24 protein-coding genes and 5 tRNA genes are annotated in these 24,773 nt (G+C 39.8%); 7 read left to right on the top strand and 22 right to left on the bottom strand.

Features of this window, described 5'->3' with window-relative positions; all coding sequences use genetic code 11:
• Positions 1 to 632 (top strand): RNA-guided endonuclease InsQ/TnpB family protein (locus tag ORD22_RS04060; RefSeq protein WP_317644592.1); only part of this gene is annotated, 632 nt, incomplete at its 5' end.
• 207 nt (positions 633 to 839) lie between these two features.
• Here the strand turns inward: ORD22_RS04060 and ORD22_RS04055 are convergent.
• From ORD22_RS04055 to ORD22_RS04045, 3 genes are all read right to left on the bottom strand, one after another.
• Complete coding sequence (locus ORD22_RS04055; RefSeq protein ID WP_317644591.1) at positions 840 to 1,268, bottom strand: DUF1801 domain-containing protein; 429 nt, start codon at positions 1,266 to 1,268, stop codon at positions 840 to 842.
• Positions 1,269 to 1,415: 147 nt separating this feature from the next.
• A complete protein-coding gene (locus ORD22_RS04050) occupies positions 1,416 to 2,096 on the bottom strand; it encodes a gluconate 2-dehydrogenase subunit 3 family protein (protein ID WP_317644590.1) in 681 nt (226 codons plus the stop codon).
• Positions 2,097 to 2,363: 267 nt separating this feature from the next.
• Positions 2,364 to 2,558, bottom strand: a complete 195-nt coding sequence (locus ORD22_RS04045) for a YwbE family protein (protein WP_099687670.1) — start codon at positions 2,556 to 2,558, stop codon at positions 2,364 to 2,366.
• 99 nt (positions 2,559 to 2,657) lie between these two features.
• Here ORD22_RS04045 and ORD22_RS04040 point away from each other — a divergent pair, with 99 nt between their 5' ends.
• From ORD22_RS04040 to ORD22_RS04030, 3 genes are all read left to right on the top strand, one after another.
• Complete coding sequence (locus tag ORD22_RS04040; protein ID WP_317644589.1) at positions 2,658 to 3,098, top strand: YtoQ family protein; 441 nt, start codon at positions 2,658 to 2,660, stop codon at positions 3,096 to 3,098.
• Between the two features lie 260 nt (positions 3,099 to 3,358).
• Positions 3,359 to 4,132 carry a phosphate ABC transporter ATP-binding protein PstB gene (gene pstB / locus ORD22_RS04035; RefSeq protein ID WP_317644606.1) on the top strand — a complete coding sequence of 258 codons (774 nt, stop codon included), beginning with the start codon at positions 3,359 to 3,361 and terminating at the stop codon, positions 4,130 to 4,132.
• An 82-nt stretch (positions 4,133 to 4,214) separates the two neighbouring features.
• The gene (locus tag ORD22_RS04030; RefSeq protein WP_317644588.1) at positions 4,215 to 7,046 is read left to right on the top strand and encodes an ATP-binding protein; all 2,832 of its coding nucleotides are present in this window, start codon (positions 4,215 to 4,217) and stop codon (positions 7,044 to 7,046) included.
• 43 nt (positions 7,047 to 7,089) lie between these two features.
• Here the strand turns inward: ORD22_RS04030 and ORD22_RS04025 are convergent, their stop codons facing one another.
• The 14 genes from ORD22_RS04025 to ORD22_RS03960 all read right to left on the bottom strand — a co-directional run bounded on the left by ORD22_RS04025 (position 7,090) and on the right by ORD22_RS03960 (position 17,676).
• Entirely contained in the window at positions 7,090 to 7,455 is a 366-nt protein-coding gene (locus ORD22_RS04025; RefSeq protein ID WP_317644587.1) for a response regulator transcription factor, read from the bottom strand.
• Positions 7,456 to 7,470: 15 nt separating this feature from the next.
• On the bottom strand, positions 7,471 to 9,090 hold the full coding sequence (locus ORD22_RS04020; RefSeq protein WP_317644586.1) for a diguanylate cyclase: 1,620 nt from the start codon (positions 9,088 to 9,090) through the stop codon (positions 7,471 to 7,473).
• 116 nt (positions 9,091 to 9,206) lie between these two features.
• A complete protein-coding gene (gene glmM / locus ORD22_RS04015) occupies positions 9,207 to 10,556 on the bottom strand; it encodes a phosphoglucosamine mutase (protein ID WP_317644585.1) in 1,350 nt (449 codons plus the stop codon).
• 85 nt (positions 10,557 to 10,641) lie between these two features.
• Entirely contained in the window at positions 10,642 to 11,592 is a 951-nt protein-coding gene (locus tag ORD22_RS04010) for a CdaR family protein (protein WP_317644584.1), read from the bottom strand.
• Entirely contained in the window at positions 11,585 to 12,421 is an 837-nt protein-coding gene (cdaA, locus tag ORD22_RS04005; protein ID WP_317644583.1) for a diadenylate cyclase CdaA, read from the bottom strand. The genes ORD22_RS04010 and cdaA overlap by 8 nt, the downstream gene beginning before the upstream one ends.
• A gap of 157 nt (positions 12,422 to 12,578) precedes the next feature.
• Complete coding sequence (locus ORD22_RS04000) at positions 12,579 to 13,214, bottom strand: zf-HC2 domain-containing protein (RefSeq protein ID WP_317644582.1); 636 nt, start codon at positions 13,212 to 13,214, stop codon at positions 12,579 to 12,581.
• A 12-nt stretch (positions 13,215 to 13,226) separates the two neighbouring features.
• A complete protein-coding gene (gene sigW / locus ORD22_RS03995; RefSeq protein ID WP_317644581.1) occupies positions 13,227 to 13,790 on the bottom strand; it encodes an RNA polymerase sigma factor SigW in 564 nt (187 codons plus the stop codon).
• 179 nt (positions 13,791 to 13,969) lie between these two features.
• Positions 13,970 to 14,875 (bottom strand): arginase, encoded by a 906-nt coding sequence (gene rocF, locus ORD22_RS03990; protein WP_317644605.1) that lies wholly within the window; start codon positions 14,873 to 14,875, stop codon positions 13,970 to 13,972.
• Between the two features lie 38 nt (positions 14,876 to 14,913).
• Positions 14,914 to 17,010: an EAL domain-containing protein gene (locus tag ORD22_RS03985; protein WP_317644580.1), complete on the bottom strand. Its 2,097-nt coding sequence runs from the start codon at positions 17,008 to 17,010 to the stop codon at positions 14,914 to 14,916.
• 183 nt (positions 17,011 to 17,193) lie between these two features.
• Positions 17,194 to 17,268: transfer RNA gene (locus tag ORD22_RS03980), tRNA-Gln, on the bottom strand.
• A gap of 46 nt (positions 17,269 to 17,314) precedes the next feature.
• A tRNA-Tyr gene (locus ORD22_RS03975) sits at positions 17,315 to 17,399 on the bottom strand.
• Between the two features lie 29 nt (positions 17,400 to 17,428).
• Positions 17,429 to 17,503: transfer RNA gene (locus tag ORD22_RS03970), tRNA-Glu, on the bottom strand.
• Between the two features lie 15 nt (positions 17,504 to 17,518).
• A tRNA-Thr gene (locus ORD22_RS03965) sits at positions 17,519 to 17,594 on the bottom strand.
• Between the two features lie 10 nt (positions 17,595 to 17,604).
• Positions 17,605 to 17,676, bottom strand: a tRNA-Asn gene (locus tag ORD22_RS03960).
• Positions 17,677 to 17,855: 179 nt separating this feature from the next.
• Between ORD22_RS03960 and ORD22_RS03955 the strand changes: the two genes are divergently transcribed.
• Positions 17,856 to 18,521 carry a polysaccharide deacetylase family protein gene (locus tag ORD22_RS03955; protein WP_317644579.1) on the top strand — a complete coding sequence of 222 codons (666 nt, stop codon included), beginning with the start codon at positions 17,856 to 17,858 and terminating at the stop codon, positions 18,519 to 18,521.
• 141 nt (positions 18,522 to 18,662) lie between these two features.
• Here the strand turns inward: ORD22_RS03955 and ORD22_RS03950 are convergent, their stop codons facing one another.
• Positions 18,663 to 19,352, bottom strand: coding sequence for a KinB-signaling pathway activation protein (locus ORD22_RS03950; protein WP_317644578.1), 690 nt, complete (start codon positions 19,350 to 19,352; stop codon positions 18,663 to 18,665).
• Positions 19,353 to 19,490: 138 nt separating this feature from the next.
• Between ORD22_RS03950 and gerD the strand changes: the two genes are divergently transcribed.
• Positions 19,491 to 20,084, top strand: a complete 594-nt coding sequence (gerD, locus tag ORD22_RS03945) for a spore germination lipoprotein GerD (RefSeq protein WP_317644604.1) — start codon at positions 19,491 to 19,493, stop codon at positions 20,082 to 20,084.
• Between the two features lie 21 nt (positions 20,085 to 20,105).
• Here gerD and ORD22_RS03940 read toward each other — a convergent pair whose 3' ends face one another.
• The 4 genes from ORD22_RS03940 to ORD22_RS03925 form a co-directional block, all read right to left on the bottom strand.
• On the bottom strand, positions 20,106 to 21,164 hold the full coding sequence (locus ORD22_RS03940; protein ID WP_317644577.1) for a P-loop NTPase: 1,059 nt from the start codon (positions 21,162 to 21,164) through the stop codon (positions 20,106 to 20,108).
• Between the two features lie 76 nt (positions 21,165 to 21,240).
• Positions 21,241 to 21,954 (bottom strand): N-acetylmuramoyl-L-alanine amidase, encoded by a 714-nt coding sequence (locus tag ORD22_RS03935; protein ID WP_317644576.1) that lies wholly within the window; start codon positions 21,952 to 21,954, stop codon positions 21,241 to 21,243.
• Positions 21,955 to 22,068: 114 nt separating this feature from the next.
• The gene (locus tag ORD22_RS03930) at positions 22,069 to 22,365 is read right to left on the bottom strand and encodes a rhodanese-like domain-containing protein (protein WP_317644603.1); all 297 of its coding nucleotides are present in this window, start codon (positions 22,363 to 22,365) and stop codon (positions 22,069 to 22,071) included.
• Positions 22,366 to 22,453: 88 nt separating this feature from the next.
• Positions 22,454 to 23,050 carry a hypothetical protein gene (locus ORD22_RS03925; RefSeq protein WP_317644575.1) on the bottom strand — a complete coding sequence of 199 codons (597 nt, stop codon included), beginning with the start codon at positions 23,048 to 23,050 and terminating at the stop codon, positions 22,454 to 22,456.
• A 135-nt stretch (positions 23,051 to 23,185) separates the two neighbouring features.
• Between ORD22_RS03925 and hpaB the strand changes: the two genes are divergently transcribed.
• Positions 23,186 to 24,619, top strand: a complete 1,434-nt coding sequence (gene hpaB, locus ORD22_RS03920; protein ID WP_317644574.1) for a 4-hydroxyphenylacetate 3-monooxygenase, oxygenase component — start codon at positions 23,186 to 23,188, stop codon at positions 24,617 to 24,619.
• Positions 24,620 to 24,773 lie beyond the last annotated feature (154 nt).

Genomic DNA, 24,773 nt, shown 5'->3' with positions numbered 1-24,773 from the left:
CAGGCGCATATTATGTCTCTATCTTAACTGAATATGAAAAAGAAATCGTTCAGAAAGAAATAGAAAGTATCGTTGGATTAGATTTTGCGATGGCTGAACTTTACGTAAGTAGCGAAGATGAGAAAGCCAATTATCCCCGCTACTATCGTCAAATGTTGGCTCGATTAGCAAAAGAACAACGCATACTGTCTAGGCGCACAAAGGGCTCTTCTCGTTGGAATAAGCAACGAATGGTAGTCGCTAAATTGCAAGAGAAAGTGGCTAATCAACGCAAGAACTTCCTGCATCATAAGTCAAAATCTTTAGCTGTTTCGTTTGATGCTGTCATCATAGAAGATTTGAATATGAAAGGAATGTCGCAAGCCCTCCGTTTCGGAAAAAGTGTCCATGATAATGGATGGGGAATGTTTACGTCATTCTTAGACTATAAACTGAAAGAACAGGGAAAGCGATTAATCAAAATAGACAAGTGGTTTCCTTCTACAAAAATGTGTTCTAGCTGTGGCGATCAAAAAGAAATGCCATTGTCGGAACGGGTCTATAGTTGTTCCTGCGGTTCAGTACTCGATAGGGACTATAACTCTGCTCTAAATATCAAAAATGAAGGCCTTCGTTTGTTAGCAAATGAATAAACCATGAATACAAAACTTTTGGAACAAGAGGGTTAGCTAGGTCTGTTTTTGTTGGCTTGTAAAAGCAACGATAAGTCGAGAAGCCCCCACTTCAAACAGCCGGATAGGATGTTAAGTGGTGGGTAGTTCACTACGTTAACTATGAGTGCTATTCTAGTATTAAACTAATCAGAAAAAGTGAGAGGCTATAATCACCTCTCGTTTTTTTCATTCCGATTCAGTTGGATATAACTCTTCTAAAAATGTAACAGTTTGCTGAATCAACTCCTTCAGCACATCCACATCAATATCCGCCACTTTGGTAATATACACGCAAGACTTACCGCTTGTATGCTTACCGAATCTCTCCAGTAGCTGTTCACGTTCAGAATCACCTGTTGTGAAGTATAAGCTGATTTTCGCCTTGCGTGGGGAAAATCCTACAAGCGGTGCGTCCCCTTCATGTCCCGTTTTGTATACATAATGATAAGAGCCAAATCCGATGATGCTAGGCCCCCACATTTTCGCTTCATAACCAGTAGTCTCGGTAAAGATGTCAAGCAATCGGAAGGCATCCTCGCGCTTTTTCGGATTGTCTACATTCTCAATAAATTCAATTACACTATTGTCGGTTTGCTTCGTCTTCAACTCATACATGAGAATTCAGCCCCCCTCTATTTTTCCAGTGTACCATATACCCCTTGAACTCATTAAGTGCTTGTACAGTCTAAAGCCTCGTCTAGAGCATAGACGAGGCTTTTCGTATAAAAAGATATCGATGTTAGCTTATTTTCTAACTTCTGCTCACTGTTCTAAACTACCAACGGGTTGCGGTTCTAGTTTGAGGGCTTTCTCACTTTCAATTTCATTGAGAAAAGATAGTTGATGCTCTGATATGCCCTCTATATTCAGATTGCCGTTATAGTTCGGATCAGAATAGATTCCTTTCAATGTTGCAGAGAGCAACAAACTGTAGAACAACCCGGACGAAACATCTGGCATGCTCACTTCATTACGTTTGAAAGAATTTAAAATACAGTCCATTTGTTCTTCTTCCAACTCGACGAAACATTTGCCGAACACTCGAATCGCTTCTTCTTCTAGTTTCGCAATGCCTTGCCTGAATATTTCCCCGCGTGTGAGATGCGTCTGATCGCTTTGTGTAGATTCGTCTAGACGTAGCGTTTCTTGCGTATATTTCTCTAAATTACTTCCGTAGTTACCTACCAATTGATTGTCAATGAAATATGACACTCCTGAACCGATTTCATATTCAGGGAAAATTCGTTTGATAGCAGCGGATAGTATGTCAAATTCATTCGGATTGGCGAAAAACATTTGGCCATACCCACCTACTTCCAAGTCCACCTGTTCAGTCTTGTCCTCTTTTAAAACATTTTTGGATTTCTTGCTTTTATATCCGACCAGACCGCCAATCAGGCCGCCTCCTAATAAAACACCTGTAGCAATCCCTGTTGTTTTCAAAATATCCCGTCTAGTCAAACCCGCTTTGTTTTTCGTTTCGATGATTCATCCGCCTCCAATTTTTGCTTAGACAATGTGTGTAACTGTTTGTCCATACCTTATCCTATGAACGTCTAGTTGCGAATAGTCCTGAAAACGCAAAAAACACATAGCGATGGCTACTATGTGTTTTGTTTATACATTTGAGATGGTGAGTAAGTTACCGTTTCACTGCGCTCCAGGCGGTCGCGTTCGGGAGGGCCTGTGCGGTGTAGGACACCTTAGTTCTTAACCTAAAATCTCTGCTACACGTCCAACTTGTCCATCCTCTAACCGCACTTTAATACCATGCGGATGAAAACTTGAATTGGTCAATAAATCTTTAACGACACCTTCCGTCTTCACACCACTTCGTTGATCCTTCTTCAAAATAATAGCCACGCGTAAACCTGGCTTAACATCTGCTCGATTTTGTCCGTTCATTTAATGATCGCTCCTCTTTTTCATTCAGTGTACCATACTGCTGAACGAAACGGACAAGCATGATACAATGAAGGCTATCAAACTAGGAGGGGATATTTTATGCGATTAACAGTATACCTAGCTGGGGAGATTCATACATCTTGGCGAGAAGAAGTCAAACAGCAAGCAAAGGACTTACAATTACCTATCGATTTTGTCGGCCCAATGGAAGACCATGACCGTTCAGACAATATCGGCGAGGAAATTCTGGGGGAACAGCCGGATAAGATATTCAAAGATGTAGCCGCTTCAAGTTTCAATAACTTACGAACTGAGATCCTCATGAAGAAATCAGATATCGTGATTGCATTGTTTGGCGAACAGTATAAGCAATGGAACACTGCGATGGATGCGAGTGCCGCAATCGCTTTTGACAAACCGCTAATCTTGATTCGACAAGAAAACCATCACCATCCATTAAAAGAACTCTCACGCAAAGCACATGTAACCGTAGAATCAGTAGAACAAGCAGTAAGTGCGTTACAGTATATTTTTGAATAAGCAAATGGGGAACACAACTTTTTTAATTGTGTTCCTTTTTTATTTTAGACAAATGCAGGTGATGGCTGAAGTTTTTCCAGAAAAATATGCTAGTGTATCGGGATTGTACTACTTTAAAAATTATAATCACTTTTACAAACTCTTAACATTTCCTTCATACTCCCTCAACACACCTCCTGTACAGTTAAATTAACGAATATTATGGAGGTTTTCAACCGATGGTACTTAAAGAAACGACAGCAGAACCAAAACTTCACGTGATGAATAATGCAAATTGGAATAAGCCCGTATATAAAACAGACAAACTAAATCTATGGTATGGAACATCACACGCACTAAGAAACTTGGACGTCACCATTCACGAAAAAGAAGCAACCGCCATTATTGGGCCTTCTGGCTGCGGGAAGTCTACTTTTTTGAAAACACTCAATCGCATGGTCGAACTACAAGCAAACGTGCATATTTCTGGAACACTGACATATATGGATGAAACAATTTTCTCTCCTACATTACCTGTTGAGTTACTACGCACGAAAGTCGGTATGATCTTCCAAAAGCCGAATCCTTTTCCTAAATCTATTTTTGAAAATGTTGCATTTGGCTTAAAAATTCAAGGGGTCCGAAAAAAAGAACTCATTGATCAAGTCGTGGAAGACAGCTTACGTAAAGCTGCATTATGGGACGAAGTAAAAGATCGTCTGCACACACCTGCCATGAGTTTATCCGGTGGTCAGCAACAGCGACTTTGCATCGCTCGCGCATTAGCCGTATCACCTGAAGTATTGCTGATGGATGAGCCGACTTCAGCGCTTGATCCTATCTCTACTCATAAAGTCGAAGAACTCATCACACAACTTAAGCAAGAGGTCACAATCATTATCGTGACACATAATATGCAACAGGCAGCACGAATTTCTGATCAAACAGCATTTTTCTTACACGGTGAAATGATTGAAATGGCACCAACATCCGTACTATTCAACTCCCCTACAGACCAGTTAACAGACGACTATATAAATGGACGTTTCGGCTAATTATAAATAACTTTCTGCCCGTTTTCTTCTATAAATGATAGAATAGATATATAGAAGAAGGTAGGTAGGAAGGGGAAACCTTATGTCGTATAAGAAAAGTATTCGCCGACAATATATAAATGTATTTATTGTTTCACTTTTAATCGCCGTACTAGGTATGGGCAGTATGTATGCATATGTTAAAAGTTCATGGAACGAAACTGAAAAAAAACAACAGAATACATTCGAAAAAGCGCAATTAGTCGAAGAAATTTCAAACTCTATCCAGGATTTGTTTTTTAGAATACGTGGATACTATGCGTTTCAGATAGAAGATGAACTAAATGCAGCTTATCAGGCAATTACGGAAATTCATATGTATTCTCGTGAGTTCAAGGCACTTTCTCTTACCCCTGAAGAACAGAAAACCATTAGAGAGATTGATAACTTCTTAGTACAATATGAGAATATTACATTGCCAAAAGCAATTCAATTTGTTCAATCTGATGATTATGAAGGTCTACATGATTTGGCTAAAGGTGGAGCGAATCAGTCTGTAAATAATTTTATTCAATATGCCAATGACTACAGCCTTAACGTCAAAAATGATCTTTCAGAGTCTTACGAACAAATAAAAAGGCAAACAAATTTATTCTTCTTACTTATTACGTTGCTCGGCTTCAGTTTTCTTTCCATACCAATCTATATGGTATGGAATGTGATGAATCGCGTAATACGTCCCATCGAGAAAATAACGCACGCTGCCAACCAATATGAGGTAGAGGGAACTATCCTTTTCCAACCGATTAAGAAAGAAGATGAAATTGGCGCTTTATCACGAGCTATTCACGAAATGATAGAACGTATTCAATCCAACGAACAAGAACTACTGTCACAAAATGAAGAATTGCTAACACAACAAGAAGAGTTATTCCATCGCCAGACAAAAATGGAGTATGCATTATCAGAGGCACGCTTCTCCCGTGTACGTCTAGAGCGATACAATGGCTTAAGTAATTTACAGTCGTTTTCATTAGATAAGCAAGAAGTCTGTGATCAAACTGCTGCTTACCTCAATACAATTTATCACTCAGACGTCAGTTTCCTTTGGTTCCCGAAATGTGATATCTATTCATTAAAGGGGATGTCTGAATCATTCTTTAATAAAGTGAAATCAGAGCGCTTGGACTATATAAAGATTCGACTAGAAACCGAACCCTACTTCGTGATCAAACGTGAAGCAGAATATGAAAAAGGTATAGCGGACAATACAACCTACGTTTATGATTTTGTAACTGGTGTTTATAATTCAACAAACGAGCTAAGTGTGGTATCTATAATCTCACGTATTGGAAAACCATTTACTGAAGAGGATCAGGCAGACTTATACGGCTTGATCAAACGCATTGCCCTTTCAGTAGACCGTATCGAGCAATATGAATTAATTAGTCACGAACGTCAGTTGAATCAGAGCATTTTAGATAATATTAATGAAGGTATTCGCTTCGTTTCAACTAATGATGAAGGCGATAAGTACAATGCCACTCTATTCGAATTATTAGGAATGGAACCGGAAACCGATAATAAGTTATGGACAAGAGATGAATGGGAAAAGTATTTCATGCAGCAAATTGAAGAACCTGATAAATATAGAAACTTCTTGAATAATGCACTAGATCCAAACCATACAGAAATTAACCACATTACTTATGTAATCACAGTGCCTTCTAAAACGTCACGCGTCATGAATGTTTATAGTGTTCCAATTACGATACAAGGTGAAATGGTAGGAACCATCTTCGTTCATCGTGATGTTACGCATGAATTTGAAGTGGATAAGATGAAGACAGAGTTAGTATCAACTGTAAGCCATGAACTAAGAACACCGTTATCAAGCATTTTAGGCTTTTCTGAGTTACTGTTGAACAAAGAGATGGATGACAAGCGGAAAAAAAGATATTTAGAAACAATTCATAGTGAAGCTAATCGATTAACTGCTTTGATCAATGACTTTCTAGATATTCAGCGTATGGAGTCAGGACGTCAGACATATGTCATGGATGATGTTTCTGTAGTAGAAATTGCAAAAAGAACAGTAGATAATTTAACTGTTCAATCCTCAACGCATACTATTTCTATTCGAGATATGACTTGGTCCTCTACAGTTGTAGCTGATCAAGGGCGAATACAACAAGTCTTTACTAATATATTAGGAAATTCTTTGAAGTTTTCACCCGATGGCGGTGACGTAAAAGTGACACTATGGAATCAGCAGGATTCAATTATTGTTTCAATCGCAGATGAAGGAATTGGAATTCCACAACAAGATATCAGTCACCTATTTGAAAAGTTCTATCGCTTTGACAATAGTTCGAAAAGGAAAATAGGTGGTACGGGCCTTGGTTTATCTATTTGTAAGGAGATTATTACTGATCATGAGGGAAAGATATGGGTTGAATCAACTATCGATGTTGGCACAACGATATTCTTTTCTTTGCCGCTCAAACAACGGCTACCTATAGAATCTATTGATGTAAAGAAACCTCTTATTACGATAGTAGAAGACGACGTGAATATAGCGCTACTACTAGGAGAAGAATTGTCTACTCATGATTTTTCAGTCGTATACTACTCCGCAATAGAAGAGGCTTTTAGTTCTATACAAAAAATGCGTCCTGCTGCTGTTGTAGTAGACTTAAAACTTTCCAACGATGAGAATGGTTGGAATTTAATTAAAAAAATGAAAGAAGACGTGATGACGTCAACGATCCCAATCATTATCTCCTCTTCACTAGAAAAGGAAACTCAACTCATGGAGCAGTTTCAAGTAAATGACTATTTAACAAAACCTTATCCGATTCACGACCTATCAACCACTGTCATACAAGCTATTAATCATAAAGATGGAAGTATTTTATATCCTGAAAATAAATGAAAAACGTCCTCTCCACAGAAAGTGGAGAGGACGTTTTTCTGAATTAAATGATAGACTTCAGTAATTCGATCAATTCAGCTGGACTAAACGGTTTAGGCACGAAATACGAAGCACCCTTTTTCATAGCTACTTCCTGATCAGCTTGCTGTGCTTTAGCAGTCAACATGATTACAGGTATATCCAGATTCAGTGGTTGTATTCTTTCTAATACTTCCAAGCCAGTCAAATGGGGCATCATATAATCTAAAAGAATTGCATCATACTGATTTTCTTGAATCTTCCGTAGTCCTTCCAAGCCATCTTCCGCTTCATCTACTAGAAATCCTTCAAACTCCAATGTATCTGTCAACAGCATGCGTAAAATATCTTCATCATCTACGACTAGTATCTTTTTTGCTGGATGCGTCAAGGCGTATTCCCCCTTCTATTCTCTCTTATCAAACAAGCGATTAGCTAACTTGTCTATACGCCCAAGGACTTCTGACGGTTCGAAAGGTTTAATAATATAATCATCAGCACCTAACCATAATGCTGCCTTAATATCATTCGCACTTTTTCTAGCTGTCATCATAGAAACTGTTACATTTGTTTTAGCATGATCACTCTTTAAACGACTTAACACTTCCAAGCCATCCATTTTCGGCATCACGCCATCTAGCAATACAATGAAATAGTCATCCGGCGTATACCAATCATCCTCAAGGAATGTAGGACCGTCAGAATACGTCTTCACCGTTATCTCCATATCACGAGATTTCAACTCCAATAACGTATGTTGAAGAATTTGCCGAATGAATGAATCGTCGTCCACAATAATTACTATCAATTTACGTTGAACAACAAGGCGACATTGATCATAAATCACTGTCTGATTTCGTCCATTACGCTTCGCTTCATAAAGTGCCTGATCGGCAGAAGAAATCAGTTCAGCCGTATTTCCACTGTAAGTTGCGCTTCCTGCTGAAAATGTGACATTAAACACTTTTTCACCAGAAGTAAACTCTTCAGCATTGAATTTTTTTCGCACACGCTCAACAACATGTATTGCATCTTCGGCTTCTACATTGCTGAGAAGAAAAGCAAATTCTTCTCCTCCATACCTAAATACATAATCACCTTCGCGCTTTTCTTGCTTCATGATTTCACCGAATTTCCGAAGAACCCGATCACCTGCAGGATGCCCATATAGATCATTTACTTGCTTGAAATGATCTAAGTCCACCATTACGAGTGAAAAAATACACTCCGACTGATCCGCCGTTTTCGCCCAGCTATTTATTACTTCATCAAAATAACGTCGATTTCCTATACCTGTCAAACTATCTGTAATTATACTGCTACTGATTGCCTGTTGGAGCTGTTGACGATTAAATAAGTAAGGGAAAAAAATGTCCATATCAAAAGGTTTAGAGATAAAATCCATTGCTCCTCTACGATAGCTCTCTATTTGAAGTTCTTTTGTAGGATTCTCACTAGAAATGGCAAGTGTCGTATTTTTCTGTCTGGCCGTCTCTGCTATTTGATCAAGAACTTCAAAACCGGACATATCAGGTAGCTTATGATCCACTATAACAATGCTAGGTCGCATAGAGTAAAATTGTTCAATTCCTCGCTTACCATTTAATGAAATGATAACTTGCGCACCTAATTTCTCTAGTAGTTCTTTTAAATAAGAAACAAATTCTAAATCATCATCGATAATTAGAACGAACGTCTCTTGATCAAGACGATTAATATAACGCTCAGGTAATTGAAACTCCTCTTTCTTTTCATCTGCTGATTCAGAAAAATATGAGCGAATACGATTTTTCAAGTTTTCCAACGACGACACTGGAATCTTCTGGTCATTGGAAGACGTTAGAATTTCTAGCTGCGATGCACAATATAAAGATAATTGCTGTAATCCAATAGTTCCGGATGTCCCCTTAAGTTTGTGTAGAAAATAATACAGTTCCCGTTCTGTCAAACTTCCTCTTAATTTCCACTCTTCAAAGCTCTTCTCTGTTCGCTGTGCCAACATATCCTGATATTTCTTTTGACTCATCCTCTTACCCCTCCGTTCATCGGAAGCATTTCCCACTAGTTTTCACTGCGGATTACTCATTCAACGAAAAGAAAGCTGGAAACTCATGCATTAGCACTTCCAGCTTGGATATTCATTTACTCGAGGCCCATCTCTTCTTTTACTACTTGTGATATCCGTTCAGCATAGTTAGCACATTGTTCCTTTGATGCAGCTTCAACCATTACACGAACAAGAGGCTCCGTTCCAGATGGCCGCACAAGCACACGTCCTTGTCCCGACATTTCCTGTTCCACTTCTTTGATGACACCAACAATACGTAAATTTTCCATCACGGCATGCTTATCAGCCACACGGATATTTATTAATTCTTGTGGATAGATTGTCATGTCACTAGCTAATTCGGATAACTTCTTACCTGTCTGTTGCATGATATTAACTAATTGTAATGCTGTCAGAAGGCCGTCGCCCGTTGTATTATAATCCAATAAAATAATATGGCCTGATTGCTCTCCACCTAGATTATAATGACTTCTACGCATTTCTTCTACAACGTAACGGTCACCTACTGCTGTTTGCACACTCTTTATTCCAACTTCTTCAAGTGCTTTATAAAAACCGAGATTACTCATCACAGTCGATACAACTGTGTCAGCCTTCAAACGACCTTTACTATGTAAGTATCGAGCCACAATATACATGATTTGATCGCCATCTATAATATTTCCTTTTTCATCCACAGCAATAAGACGATCGCCATCACCATCGAAAGCTAAACCGATATCCGCATTCTTTTCTACTACCAACGCTGCAAGAGTTTCAGGATGTGTAGATCCTACTTGATCATTTATATTCAAACCATTTGGAGATGTACCCATCGTTGTAAGATCCGCATCTAGATCAGCAAATACATGCGTCGCTAATACAGAAGTAGCACCGTGCGCACAATCGAGCGCCACATGGATTCCTTCAAAGTCTTCATCCACTATTTGTTTTAAATATTGAATGTACCTTTGTCCACCCTCTAAATATTCCGTAATTGTCCCAACTTCGCTCCCGACCGGGCGTGGCAAAGTATCTTCTTCTGCTTGTAATAACGCTTCGAACTCAGCCTCTTGTGCATCAGTTAATTTGAATCCATCCGAACCAAAAAACTTAATCCCGTTATCTTCTACCGGATTGTGGGATGCGGAAATCATGACCCCCGCCTGTGCGTTCATCACTCTTGTTAAATAAGAAACCCCTGGCGTACTTATTACACCAAGCGTCATTACCTCTACACCAACAGATAATAATCCTGCTATCAAGGAGTTTTCGAGCATTGAACCAGAAATTCGTGTATCCCGTCCAACAAGCACTTCTGCTTTTCCTTCTACTTCTCTGGTGAATAAGTAGCCGCCAATTCTTCCTAATTTAAATGCAAGCTCCGGTGTCAATTCGGTATTTGCTACACCTCGAACACCATCTGTGCCAAAATACTTTGTCATGTTCAATTCTTCCTTTCAATTATATCCTATTGGGTTATCCATAGGATGCTAATTCTTACTGTTCTGCATCATTATCTCGCTTAGGCTAATCTTCAGTAGACTGATCATATATCTTCACTTGGACTTTCACTTTACTCGGTGTTGTTTTACTAGCACCTTTTGGCTTTTTGACATCCGATTCTATGATTCCTGATTTACTAACTTCGGATAGGTCTACTTCTATAGGAATGTCTATTAAAGCATCTACTATACTTTTTGACCCAAATACACGAACGAACTTATCTTCCGCTGCTATACTTTCAATGGTGATCCCATTGTCTGTCTTGCCTTTTCGGCTTAACCTCACTGGTATCTCGCGACTATATTCTTTAATATCTACCTTAACCGTCACTTCTTCAGGATCTAACACAACAGATAACTTATTCAAGTCACGATCCAATACACGTACACGTGCTTTTTTCTCGAATGATTTATTTAGATTAGTGTCTCCTGTGACAGAGACCTTCACAAAACTAATAGAATCTACAATACTTTTTGCGCCTGTTACGTTAATCGTAGACGGCTGAACTTCCATACTTTTCACTTCATAACCTTCAGCTAGCAATTTTGTATTCATCTCTGGATCTACACGGAAGGACTGCGTAACTTTCTCTTCAATAGTGATATGGACAGTAGCAGGGTCCAAACGAACATCCAACTTATCTGACACATTCTCAACTTGTATACGAACAGCATGCTCACCTAAAGTTAAGTTATTTAAATCCAGTTTTAATGTAAAGTCCTTTAACAGTTTTGTTGTTTGAACAATATTAGGGGGGCCTTCAATTGTCATATTGACCCTTTCCGGAGCACCTGTTACGACTAGGTTTTCTGTATCATAATATACCTCTACCGGCACGTCTTGAAAAAGTTCGAATACATCATTTGCAGTATTGCGACTCGCTTGATCTTCGGCTTTTACTGAGAAAAATAACGTGACCGCCAAGAACAATGCAATCAGACGCAAGAACCAGGGGCTGTCCATGAATTTATCCATTTTTTCTCTTCCCCCACTTCCATCGAGAAGTTTCCGCTTGGTCGGTTGTGTGCCCAAACCAAGAAATCCTTAGTAGCTTTTCAAATTCCTCCATGTCTAAGTGACGATTGATTTCTCCACCCACCGTTAAGCTAACAGCACCTGTCTCCTCGGACACAATAATCGTTACAGCATCTGTTACTTCACTGATACCTAGCGCTGCCCGGTGACGAGTACCAAGTTCCTTCGAGATGAATGGACTCTCAGATAACGGCAAATAACAAGCTGCAGCGGCAATACGATTTTTAGTTACAATAACTGCTCCATCATGCAACGGAGTATTCGGAATGAAAATATTGATCAGCAATTCAGATGTGATATCTGAATTCATCGAAATTCCCGTTTCAATATATTCGTTTAAACCTGTTTCTTTTTCGATTGTAATTAAAGCACCTATCCGACGTTTAGCCATATAACTAACGGATTTGACGAAGGCACTGACTAAACGGTCACGCTCTTCTTCTTCTTGCAGTGCAGTGCGTGCGAACAGCCTACCTCTTCCTAATTGCTCCAACGCCCGGCGCAGTTCCGGCTGAAATATAATAATTGCAGCTAAGAAACCCCAGCGAAGAACCTCTTCCATCATCCATTGAAGCGTTTTCAAGCCGAGCCATTCCGTTACATAACGCCCGATCAGAATGACGAAGATTCCTTTTAGTAGTTGAACGGCTTTTGTCCCTTTAATAATAGTAATTAATTTATAGAGTACAAACCAAACAAGAAGCACATCCACTATATTTTTCAGTATTTCTATTGGTGCTATTGTTGTTACTTGCTCCAAAACTGGCATGTGCTTCCCCTACCTTTTACAAATGTTCTTATTCATCTAGTATAGCATATTTACTAGCAAACATGCCTACCTAAACGGCACAGTGCTATTTGTATTACAACAAAAAGTGATGCATGAGCTTTAGCTACACGCATCACTTATATTTAATACATTTATATTATTCAGTTTCTGGTTTTTGTTCTTTAGAAGATGGAATAATATCCTTCGCCACAGACTTGATTTTATACCATAGCCAATCGAAAACTTCATTTATTTCTTCGCTTGATCCAGTAATGACTGCAGTGGACGCCATATACTTCGAGCCCCTAATAACAGTTACATTGCCATCAACTTCCCCTTCAATTCTCAAATCTCCATTTTTCACAACGAGATCACCTTTTACGATCTCACCAGCGGGCACAATCACAGTCTCTCCTTCTACGATCAGGTTAGGCTGCTTAGTAAATGAAAACTGCTGTTCATTTTCGTAACTTGAGAATAGGGATGCACTCATTAAGATTAAGAATAGCGCCGCTGCTACCATCATTGGATGTTGTCGCAACCACTTTGTAGGGCCTCTTCGAATAGTTGGCTGTGGCAGTCTTGCGGCAACCCCGGAAGCAAATCCTACGGGTGCTTCTATAACATCTACGTTTTCGAATAATGCGATTGTCTCTTCTAGTTCTTTTAAAACTAGTCGACATTCTTCACACGTTTTCAAGTGTTCATTCATGAGTACTTCTTCTTCGTTGCTAATTTCACCATCTAAATATAAATGTATATAATGGACAACATGTTTAGGACATTTTTCCATGAATCCAACCTCCTACATACTCCCCATTTGTTGCCGAAGAGCTTCTCTTCCGCGATGCACACGTGTCTTGACAGTTCCTAAAGGCATCTCTAAAATATCAGCAATTTCCTGCAACTGTAGGTCTTCCATATATCGTAAAATAATAATCGTTCGGTATTTATCGGGCAGCCTGTTCACTTCGTATTGAACTCGATCTTTCATTTCCATCTTCTCTACTACTTCTTCTGGTAATTGTTGATCTGTCGCAAGTTGCGAATACATATCCAGTCCGTCTGTCCCTGGTACTGTGGCATCCAAATAGTAGTCAGGTTTTTTCTTACGGATTCTATCAATGCATAAATTAGTAGCTATACGATAAAGCCAAGTAGAAAACTTCCGCTTTTGATCATACGTTTCCAAGTTCACATACGCTCGTACAAATGCTTCTTGCGCAATATCCTCTGCTTCCGCCGCATTATTTAGCATGCGGTAACACACCTGATATAGGCGGTGCTGAAAATGAATGACAATCTCCTCAAACGCTTCTTGATTACCATTTAATACTTCTTTTACTCGTTTAATTATTAATTCATCCAATAGGCTTCATCCTCCGCTCTATGCGGCTGTCCCTTTATATACGTTGCAGTCTTCATTTGGTTTCATTTTTTTATATTTTTTATGTCCACTTCTACTTTATCATTCTTTTGATCATGTGTGCTAGAAAATCTATAGACAAAAAAGTGACGGTGCCAAATGGCTACCGTCACTAATCGATTTTATAATAACTTTTCTCCAAATAAAGATCCAATCAAAGCGACTGCTACATCAGCCGTTTTATTGTATTTATCTAGGATTGGATTGACCTCAACGAATTCCGCTGATGTGATGACACCCGCATCTTCCAAGAGTTCCAACGCTAAGTGGCTTTCTCTGTACGTGATGCCACCTGGTACTGGGGTTCCTACACCTGGGGTATAAAGCGGATCTAGTCCATCAAGATCTAATGACAGGTGAACACCATCAACTGCTCGCGATGTAAAATGATCTAGCGTTTGCTGAATGACAGCAGACATACCATAACGATCAATTTCGTGCATAGTGAATACTTTTATACCTTTTTCCTTAATCAATTGTCTTTCACCTGGATCAAGTGAACGCGCTCCGATTATCACTACGTTTTCTGGATCAATCTTCGCTCCTTGACGATGCACATTAACAAGTTGTTCATGTCCAAGACCCATACTAACCGCAAGTGGCATCCCATGAATATTTCCTGACGGTGATGTTTCGCTCGTATTCATATCCGCATGGGCATCATACCAAATCACGCCTAGGTTTTTATAATGATCTGCTAATCCAGCAAGTGTGCCTATTGCGATACTGTGGTCGCCACCAAGGACTAATGGAAACTTTTTATTCGCTACGATATCTGAAACAGCCTGTGCTAATTCTTGCGTTGCCGCTGTTACTTCTTTCAGGTTTTTCAACCCTACTTCAGCACACTGTTTTTCACGCACTGGCGATACAGCGATGTTACCTTCGTCTACTACATGATGACCCAATGTTCTGAGTCGCTCCACTGCACCCGCATAACGGATCGCACTCGGCCCCATATCTACTCCCCTACGACTTTGGCCTAGATCTACCGGCACACCAATCATGGAAATTTCTAAGTTTCGAATAATATCTCCTCCTAACAGCATACTTCATTATGATAAATTTATACTTTTAATCGCTTTTTAGCTTCGGCTAAAGTAGTTGGACGTCCAAAATAATAACCTTGCCCTTCACGACAGCCAAGACTATAAAGCATTTCTGCCTGTTCTTTCATCTCGATACCTTCTGCCACAACGTTCAAGCCCGCAGTGTCCGCAAGTATTACAATCGCTTTTACAATCGCCTGACTATTTTCATTCTCCAAAATATCTTTGACAAACGCCATGTCAATTTTAATTGTATCCGCAGGAAGTTCTTTAATATAACTAAATGTACTATAACCTGTTCCAAAATCATCTATCGCTACAGTAAGTCCTTTGCTACGAAGTTTTTGAATAGATTCCTTCATTCCTTCCAAATCTATGAAAGTACTTTCTGTCAACTCTAACTCTATCATTTCAGAAGGAACATTAAATTCATTCAGTATACTTAATACCGAATCGACAAATCCCTCTTCTCTAATCTGGACAGTCGAAACATTAACTGCAAATTTGCAGAAAAAGCCATCTTCCATTTCAGCCACTGCACGCTTACACACTTCCCGCATAATCCATTCACCTAGCGGAACGATAATTTTCGTTTCTTCCGCGAGTGGAATAAACTTCATTGGTGGAATTACACCTAGATCCGGATGTTTCCAGCGTACTAGCGCTTCCACACCAGTTAATTCACCCGTACCTAAACTTACTTTAGGCTGATATTCCAAATAGAAATGTTGTTGTTGCACACTTTTCCGAAGTTCATTTTCCAATAAAATTCGCTCTAATGACATTTTAGATGTGCCGTGTTCGTACATTTCACTATCACTGCCACCACGCAGTTTCACTTTTCCAAGTGCTAATGTTGCTTTTGTCACCAGTTCAGACGGCTTGTTAGCGTGTTCAGGATATAATGAAATACCACTACTAATTGACAAGTTATATGCCTGCTTTCCGATTTGTACAGGTTGCTCCAAGTATTTCCTGACACTTTCAACGTAGTTAAAGATTTCAGTCTCATCAGTTAATCCTGTTACTATAAATGCGAATTCGTCTCCGGCTATACGAGCTAGTAAGCTTTCTGATTCCGTTTTATGCTTCAATCGTTCAGCTACCATCGCCAACAAGTAATCTCCTGCGTCATGCCCAAACAAATCATTTACGTAGCGTAAACGATCAATATTCATATGAACGAGCGCAAATACTTGCTTTCTAGTACGCGCCCGTTCAATTGCTAATGCCAGCTGTTCTTGGAAAGTGTTTCGGTTCATCAACGATGTAAGTTGGTCATTATAAACTAGATGTCTGATTTTCTCTTCAGACTTCACACGTTCCGTCACATCACGCATGACAACCAATAATTGCTCACCATACTCTATTGTTTCTTTTACTTCATTGATCTTCGCTTCCATGATATGCAAGCCGCCTTCTACATCTTCAAAAGAAAATTCTAAACTAACGGCTTGTTGTTGGAACCCATGTAATTGTTTAACCCTCCTCTCAACTCTTTTCTGATCTTTCAAATCAATCAGTGAATAGAAAGAGCGGGAAATCAAACTGTTTAATTGAAATCCTAGCAACTTTTCAAAAGAAGGTGAAACGTATTGGAATTGTCCCTCTCGATCAATAATCGCTATAAAATCAGATGCATTCGCAGTTATAATTTCATAGAGCTCTGCACTTTTGCGCATTTCCTCCTGCATTAATTTTCTTTCTGTAATATCATATCGAATAGATACATATTGGTACGGTTTATTTTTTTCATTTAAGAAAGGTACAATTATCGTATCAACCCAATAGTACGAACCATCTTTTGCGAGGTTACAAATGTCGCCCCTCCACGTCTTACCACTTCCAATTGTAGCCCACATCTGCTTAAAAAAAGATGCTTCATGATAGCCCGAATTAATAATACTTTGCTTGGCACCAATTAGTTCTGATAATGGGAATTTGGACAGCTTTACAAAATGTTCATTAGCATATTGTATAATGCCGCGAGAGTCAGTAATGGAGACGATAGCTGCTTGTTCCAATGTATAAGCGATATCACCAAGGATCTTCTGTAATCCTTCTTCACTATCTTTTCCAGTGAACTTCTCTAAACCACTGAGAAACTTCTGCATCTATATATCACAATCCCTATATTTAAATATTTTCCTTCTATTCTACGAGAGTAATTGCCTATACATAGTATACACGTAAATATATTTAATTTAATATATCCTAAGAAATTTAATCACAAAAAAACCCTTCATTATTTCAAAATAACGAGGATTAGACACAATAACGATTGATTTTAAGTAAAATGGCTGGGGTAGCTGGATTCGAACCAACGAATGACGGAGTCAAAGTCCGTTGCCTTACCGCTTGGCTATACCCCAACGTGTAGATGGCTACATAATTAGGAATTTACAAGTATAACAAACATGGTGGTGGGGGACGGATTCGAACCGCCGAACCCGGAGGGAGCGGATTTACAGTCCGCCGCGTTTAGCCACTTCGCTACCCCACCGTGTTAAATTCATATTTCAAAAGTATAAATGGTGACCCCTACGGGATTCGAACCCGTGATACCGCCGTGAAAGGGCGGTGTCTTAACCGCTTGACCAAGGGGCCATATAAATGTGTTCATGGAGCTTCTAGCCGGGCTCGAACCGGCGACCTCTTCCTTACCATGGAAGCACTCTACCTGCTGAGCTATAGAAGCAATAAAATGACTCCGCAGGTAAGACTCGAACTTACGACCGATCGGTTAACAGCCGATTGCTCTACCACTGAGCTACTGCGGAATAATACGAACGTTAGCGTTAATCTCTAACGACAAAAACCATTATAACATGGCTTTTATATTTGTGCAACAAGTATTTTTCATTACTTGCAAGCCTCTATTAGTATATAGCGGTCTCGTCATATGCGTCAAGCCTTTTTCATATAATACGCTATACTTTATACGAATAAGGAGATTTTCATGTTAAAAAAACTTGTACTCCTCACTATTTTAAGTCTATTATGCGTTTTATATGTTCCGCAATTGTTCAAGCCCTCTTCTTCTCTGTTAACTGTTTTTCGTTTAACTGGCGACCCTATTGTCATTGTAAGGGGTGCACAAGGTTCTGCTTTGACAGTTAATATTTCCTTTGGCGAACAAGAAGTGGAAAATCTTCTAGAACAGCTCATAGACCCAGCTCCTTTATTATTTGTAGATATCGCTTGGGCACAGCGCTTTCCGGAACTTGTAGAAGAAATAAAGACACGTTCATTGCCTGTTGCATTGCTTGGTGTAGCAGGTGAACAATACGAAACAAATCCTGAATTATTTGCATTGCAAGTGAAACAATTCGAAGATGTTTTCGAAGCCAAGCCCTTATGGTTCCGAACAGTAGACGAGCAATTCCCACACTCTCTGCTCCAACTACTACACTCGGCTGAAATAAATGCGCTTGGTTCAACTGTTCATTGGAAAGATGGTGATTTGCCGAAAAAAGTAGCGGGCGAGATTATCGCAGTTCCTCATCATCGTGACGACCAGGTAGCTTTGAAAGATTTGAAGCGTTTATCTTCAAGTCGACCATTCCGATCTGTTGAAGATCTTCTGTTTAAACCAAGTATTAAGACGAAAAAGGTGCCCGAGTAATGAAGAGAAATAGCATTTCACTGTGTCCCACTCTGTAGCGCAAAGACCAGACTACTTATATAGCTCCCATTTTAACTATTCAATTATTCGTACATCTTTTTGCATAGTAAAAAACGACCGGAGAAAAGTCTCCCGTCGTTTTTATTTTGCTTTAGCGGCTTTTTTTAGTGATTTGGACTTTTTTCGTTCGTTGCGGCGCTTGTCTAGTTTTGCTTTGTCTATATCGGACTGTCTGTTGTATTTCGGCAAAACCAATAACTGAAAGGCATTTACTGCAAGTAACGGGAATAGAAGAATTGTTACCCATTCATCCCGGTTTCCTGAGGTTACCATAAGTGCCGGTAGCCATTCTAGAGTCGTAATGACGATCATAAAGAATAATGCAGAAATTAGCGCATGTTTTTTTGTCCACTGGGCTTTAAAGTATGCCGTAATTGCAGATACTGTAATTAACACCAGCAACAAGAAAATATATAAGACCGTGCGTCCCGTATCTTCTTTTGTTAATTGGAAACGGAAAAACACGAGGTCAAATAGGACAACCACTATAATCAGCATTTGCACCCAGTTCCATAATGTAAGCGTTCTGAACATATTAACGCCAAATTGATGAACCGTTAAATAAGCAAAGAAGCCCATCTGTGCAACGACACTCATCGTAAACCCTAAAAAGACCATCCATAAAAAGGCACCAAGAAATTGCCAAATCTCGCCTGATTGTATATATCCATAAAAAAAGTCCCAACGTACAATTAGTCCGACAACAGCTGTAATCGCTCCACCAATTGCCATCGCGCGCAAGAAAAATTTAACCCAATTTCGTATAGTCACAGCACTGTTCCCCTTTTTTTTATGTCCTCCTTAGTGTATCAACGTTCGACAGAAAAATCTATTTCATTGAACAAATCATGCATATTCCTTCTTATATTGTGAACAATAAATGAAAATACAAGTGGAAGGTTGATTGGAATGAAAAAACTTATAGGCATTTTTCTATTCCTACTATTCCTTGTGGGTTGCAGCGGAGGACAACAAGCAGGTCCGAGCTATGATGAAATGAAGAAAATGATGACGGATGCAATCCAAACGGAAGACGGAAAGAAAGCTTTACGTAAATTAATGACCGATCCTGAATTCAGGGAATTATTAGTTCTGGAACAGCCGGAAGTAAAACAAAGTATCGAAAATGTTCTCCTTTCAAAAGAGGGGGAACGCTTTTGGAAAACCGCTTTTGAAGATCCTAAGTTCACGGAATCGATAGCCAAAAGCATGAAAAAACAACAAGCAGATATCATGAAAGATTTAATGGGCGACGCCTCATTCCAAAAGGAAATGGAAAAATTCTTTGGTCAGCCTGATATGATGAAACAAATGGAGAAAGTCATAAATTCGAGCACACTGAAAAAGGAAATGGAAAAGGCTGTAGAAGATACTATTAACAGTCCATTGATGCAAGCTAAATGGCAACAGCTTATTATGAAAGCCGGCAAAGGAACCGCGGAGGCAAGCGATAAAGGAGGAAAAAGCGGAGGAGAAGACAAAAAAACAGGCGGAGGAGAATAATCCCCCCTCGCCCTCTAATTATTATTTAGTGCACTTAGCGATTACGGTATCTGCAACTTGTAAATAAATTTGTCCAATTGGATGATCTTCACCATAAACAGAGGGTGCAAATTCTACTTCGTTCCAGTCAGGCTGCCCTAATGGAATTTGGCCCAATAACTCTGTGCGAAGTTCTTCAGATAGGCGAACACCGCCACCTTGACCAAAGACATATTCCTTTTCACCTGAAGTTTTCGACTCAAACCAAGCCATGTTCTCGACGACACCGAGTAACTCATGGTCAGTCTGCAACGCCATAGCACCTGCACGAGCAGCTACAAATGCCGCTGTAGGGTGTGGAGTCGTTACAACAATTTCTTTTGACGCTGGAATCATTTGATGAATATCAAGCGCTACATCGCCTGTTCCCGGCGGTAGATCAAGTAATAAATAATCAAGCTCTCCCCAATCTACATCGCGGAAAAACTGATCCAAAACTTTACCAAGCATTGGACCACGCCATACAACAGGCGCATTGTCTTCTACGAAAAAGCCCATTGAGATAACTTTCACGCCAAAACGTTCAACGGGAATAATACGATCTTCCTTAACTTCTGGCATTGCTGTAATGCCCATCATGTCCGGAACACTGAACCCGTAAATATCTGCATCGATTAATCCGACTTTCTTGCCGCGTCTTGCTAAAGCAACTGCCAGGTTGACAGACACTGTAGACTTTCCGACACCGCCTTTTCCAGATGCAATCGAAATAAATTCGATAGTGGATAAAGGTGACAAGATATCTTGTGGCTCCGCTTCCGTTACTGTTCCACGGAATTGCTCAAGCACTTCTTTCGGTAACTCTTCGAAACGAATACCGACAGAGTCTGCCCCTGCCTCTTTCAAAACTTCCACTACTTTTGATTGAAGCGCCAATTGCTCTCCGGTATTCACTTTAGCAATCGCTACTTTAACACTGACATGTTGTTTTTCAGGCTTGATGGTAACATCCAAAATGCCATTTGTTTCTGCCAATGTTTTATGTAAAAACGGATCTTTCAATGCGCCAATCAATTCACGGACTTGTTGTTCATTAATCACAGTCTACACTCCTAACTAGATTCATTCACTCCCCTTTAGTATAGCATATTCCCTATCTAGCCAACCCTCATTTGGCTCATTGTTCTTCCGCGTGTTCATATTTTACGATTCCATCGACAATTGCAGCCGCCACCTTTTTCTGATAGGACTTATCCGCTAATAACTTGCGCTCTTCTGGATTAGATAAGAAACCTGTTTCTACTAGTACTGCAGGGACCGGTACTTTTTTCAATAAATAGACACCTGTAATTTTCATAGCTTCTCGATCAGTATTTTTTAGCTGATTGCGCATTTCATCTTGAATCGACGTCGCCAATTGCTTACCTTCTGGATGTCCATAAGGATGATAAAATACCTGTGCTCCGCGCCAACGTTCTTCTGGAATGGCGTTAACATGTACACTTATAAAAAGATCGGGATCATTTTCGATGGCCATACTTTCGCGCAACTTTAAATCCGCAAATTTACGACTTCGGTTCGAATGAAATTTCTCTGAAGGCGCGTGCTCCGCAACTGCGTCGCCTTCTTTCTCACGTGTCATCAATACAGTAGCACCTTTTCTCTCAAGTATTTTTCGTACTTCATGCGAGATATTCAGCGTAATATCTTTTTCAATCACATTTTCTGCTGAAGCACCCCCATCTTCCCCACCATGTCCTGGATCGATCATGATCTTTACGCCCGCTAATTCAGCTGGCATAAAAAAACCTTTGTCTGACGCTTTCACGCCATACCATACACCGCCCAATGAAAAAAATAACAGCAAGACTGCTACAAACCATTTTTTCATCTAAACACCGCCTTTTTCCTTCACTATACGCTTGGCCTTTTGTGGTTATGTATGAGTAAGTATAGAACGCAAAAAAGCCGGTAGAGAAATTACTCTCTTCCGGCTGTCGGTTTATTATTCAGTTTTACCTTCCCATGCTAGCATGCCGCCTACCATGTTTGTTACATCAAATCCTTCATCAGCCATGATTTCTTGTGCACGGCCACTTCTACCGCCTGAACGGCAAACAAGGATATAAGGTGTTTCCTGATCCAAGTCATGCATTTCAATAGGAAGATTGCCTAGCGCGATATGCTTTGCTCCAGGAATGATTCCTTCTGCTACTTCGTCGTCTTCGCGGACGTCGATTAAATTCAGTTCCTTACCGCTTTCCAACTGCTCTTGTACTTCTTTTGCTGTCAGCTCTTTCAATGCCATGAGTAATACCCTCCATAGTATACAATTTATCCTTATTCTATATCGTTTGAGGAATGAATGTCTATAGAAATGCATTCCCAAACTATTTTAGTAATTCATTTTGCGTGTGCCCTCGATGTTCCCACATTCTGGTAGTCTCTGCAATTTCAACAATTACGGGAATATAGCGTTCTGCCCTCTGAATAGGCAATTGTAAATCATCAAGAAACATAGAGAGAATCGTAGAGAAATCCCCACCACTGACTTGAAGGCTATAAACAAGCCCCTCTACTTCTTCATCGACTGGGTATGATTCACCAAAATCTTCACGTAACATGTTCTTAAGATGCTCTTGTTGTGGCGTGTGCTGGATATATTGTTCATCGACGAATCGTAGCAACTCTGCTTGGTCTGGCACGTAGTAAGGTTTTCCCATCACCACTTCTTTCAACCTCTGTTTTTCCTTTGGCATTCTAATGGCTTCCGAAACAAATTCATTGGACTGCACATAGACGAATCGTTCTTCCAATATCTCTTTTATAGCTATTGAATTCACTGTAGTAGTTAAATCCTCCAATGAAATTTGATCTTCATTTTGTTCGTTATAAATACTATGTACATGATCAAATGGGGTCACGCCATATAAATTAGTGCATGCTACGATATAATCTACTAGTAATTCCTCATTAGAACTATTCATTTCATAAGCCACCTACCTGTTTACCTTTACATTTCTTTCATTGTAACAAAATCAGTTGTGAAATGCAGACTACACTTTTTAATCACATACAGACATTGTTGAATACTCTAGGGTATATACGAAAGGAGGAACGCGATGGGTGCGATAACTGGCGGTCAGTTTATCAGTCGGATTGATCAGATGGATACAGAAATTTGGCTAGATGGTCAACGAGTGAAAAAACCACTCTCACAACATCCAGCCTTTAAAGGTATTATGAAAACAAAGGCGGCACTTTATGACTTACAAATGGTCGATCAAGCGTCTATGACTTTTGAGTCTCCCGTTACAAAAGAGCGTGTCGGCCTTTCCTATTTACAACCGAGAACTATTGATGATTTACAAAGGCGACGCAACATGATAGAACGGTGGGCGCGTTCGACGTATGGCTTGTTAGGTAGAAGCCCTGATTATTTGAATTCCGTCATCATGAGTTTCGCTTCTTCCGCCTCTTATTTACAAGGAAAAGAAAATTGTTTTCCACAACATATCCAGGCGCTTTACGAACGGGCACGTGACCAGGATTTATCCTTTACCCATAGCTTCGTCAATCCACAAGTTAATCGGGCACAAAGTTATTTTGAAATGTCCGATAAACCTATTTCGGCAAAAATTATCGACACAACGAATGAAGGACTTATTATTCAAGGAGCTAAACTACTCGCTACGCAAGGCGGTCTTACTGATGAAGTACTTATTTTCAGTGCGCCACGAATTCTTGGAGATCCCGATGAAGCATTCGCATTTTCAATCCCTTCAGATACGAAAGGGTTGCGTTTTATTTGCCGTGAATCATTTGTTGGCGGAGAATCTTCGTTTAATTATCCCCTAAGTTCCCGATTCGAAGAGCCCGATTCCATTGTCGTATTCGATCATGTCGTTGTACCTTGGGAGCGTGCGTTCTTCTATTGTAATACGGAAGTTGCGGAAGACTTCTTTTCCGTCAGTTCTTTTCATCCATTTACTATTCACCAAGTACTTACAAGACAAGTAGTGAAAACAGAATTTATACTTAGCATTGCAGAAAAGGTTGTCCAGACAATAAATGTAGGTGAATATCTACATGTACAAGAAAAACTATCAGAAATCATTATAGGGCTTGAAACAATGAAAGCGCTCCTAGCTAAATCAGAGCAAGATGCATCACTTGATCTATGGGGTTATATGCGACCATGTCTCAAACCTCTACAAGCCGCTAGCTCTCTTTCTTCCAAAATCTTTCCACGCTTTAGTGAAATCATCCAGCTGATCGGCGCTAGTGGCATGGTTGCATTACCTACCGAAAAAGACTTTCATTCAGCAATTACACCGGATTTGGAAATGTATTTACAAGGAGCTACTGAAACAGCAAAAAATCGGGTGAAAATCTTCAGAATCGCTTGGGATCTTACGATGAGTTCATTCGGCACACGCCAAACACAATATGAACGATACTTTTTCGGTGATCCCGTACGCTTAGCTAGTCAGCTGTATCGTAAGTATCCAAAAATGACTGGCATGGAGATGTTAGAGCAATTACTAGATCCTTAACGTATGGGAAAGGTGCTATTCATGTGATATCTATTCACTTATTCCACTAACTTCAGCGCTAGACTAGATATCCGAAGTTGGTAACTATCATACTATGTACAAAAACAGTGTAATAGGAAAACGCCCCCATGCCTTTAGGTTAGAGGGCGTTTCG

The organism is Sporosarcina sp. GW1-11 (genome assembly GCF_033088395.1).
GTDB lineage: Bacteria > Bacillota > Bacilli > Bacillales_A > Planococcaceae > Sporosarcina.
This window is presented reverse-complemented; position numbering and strand designations above follow the sequence as displayed.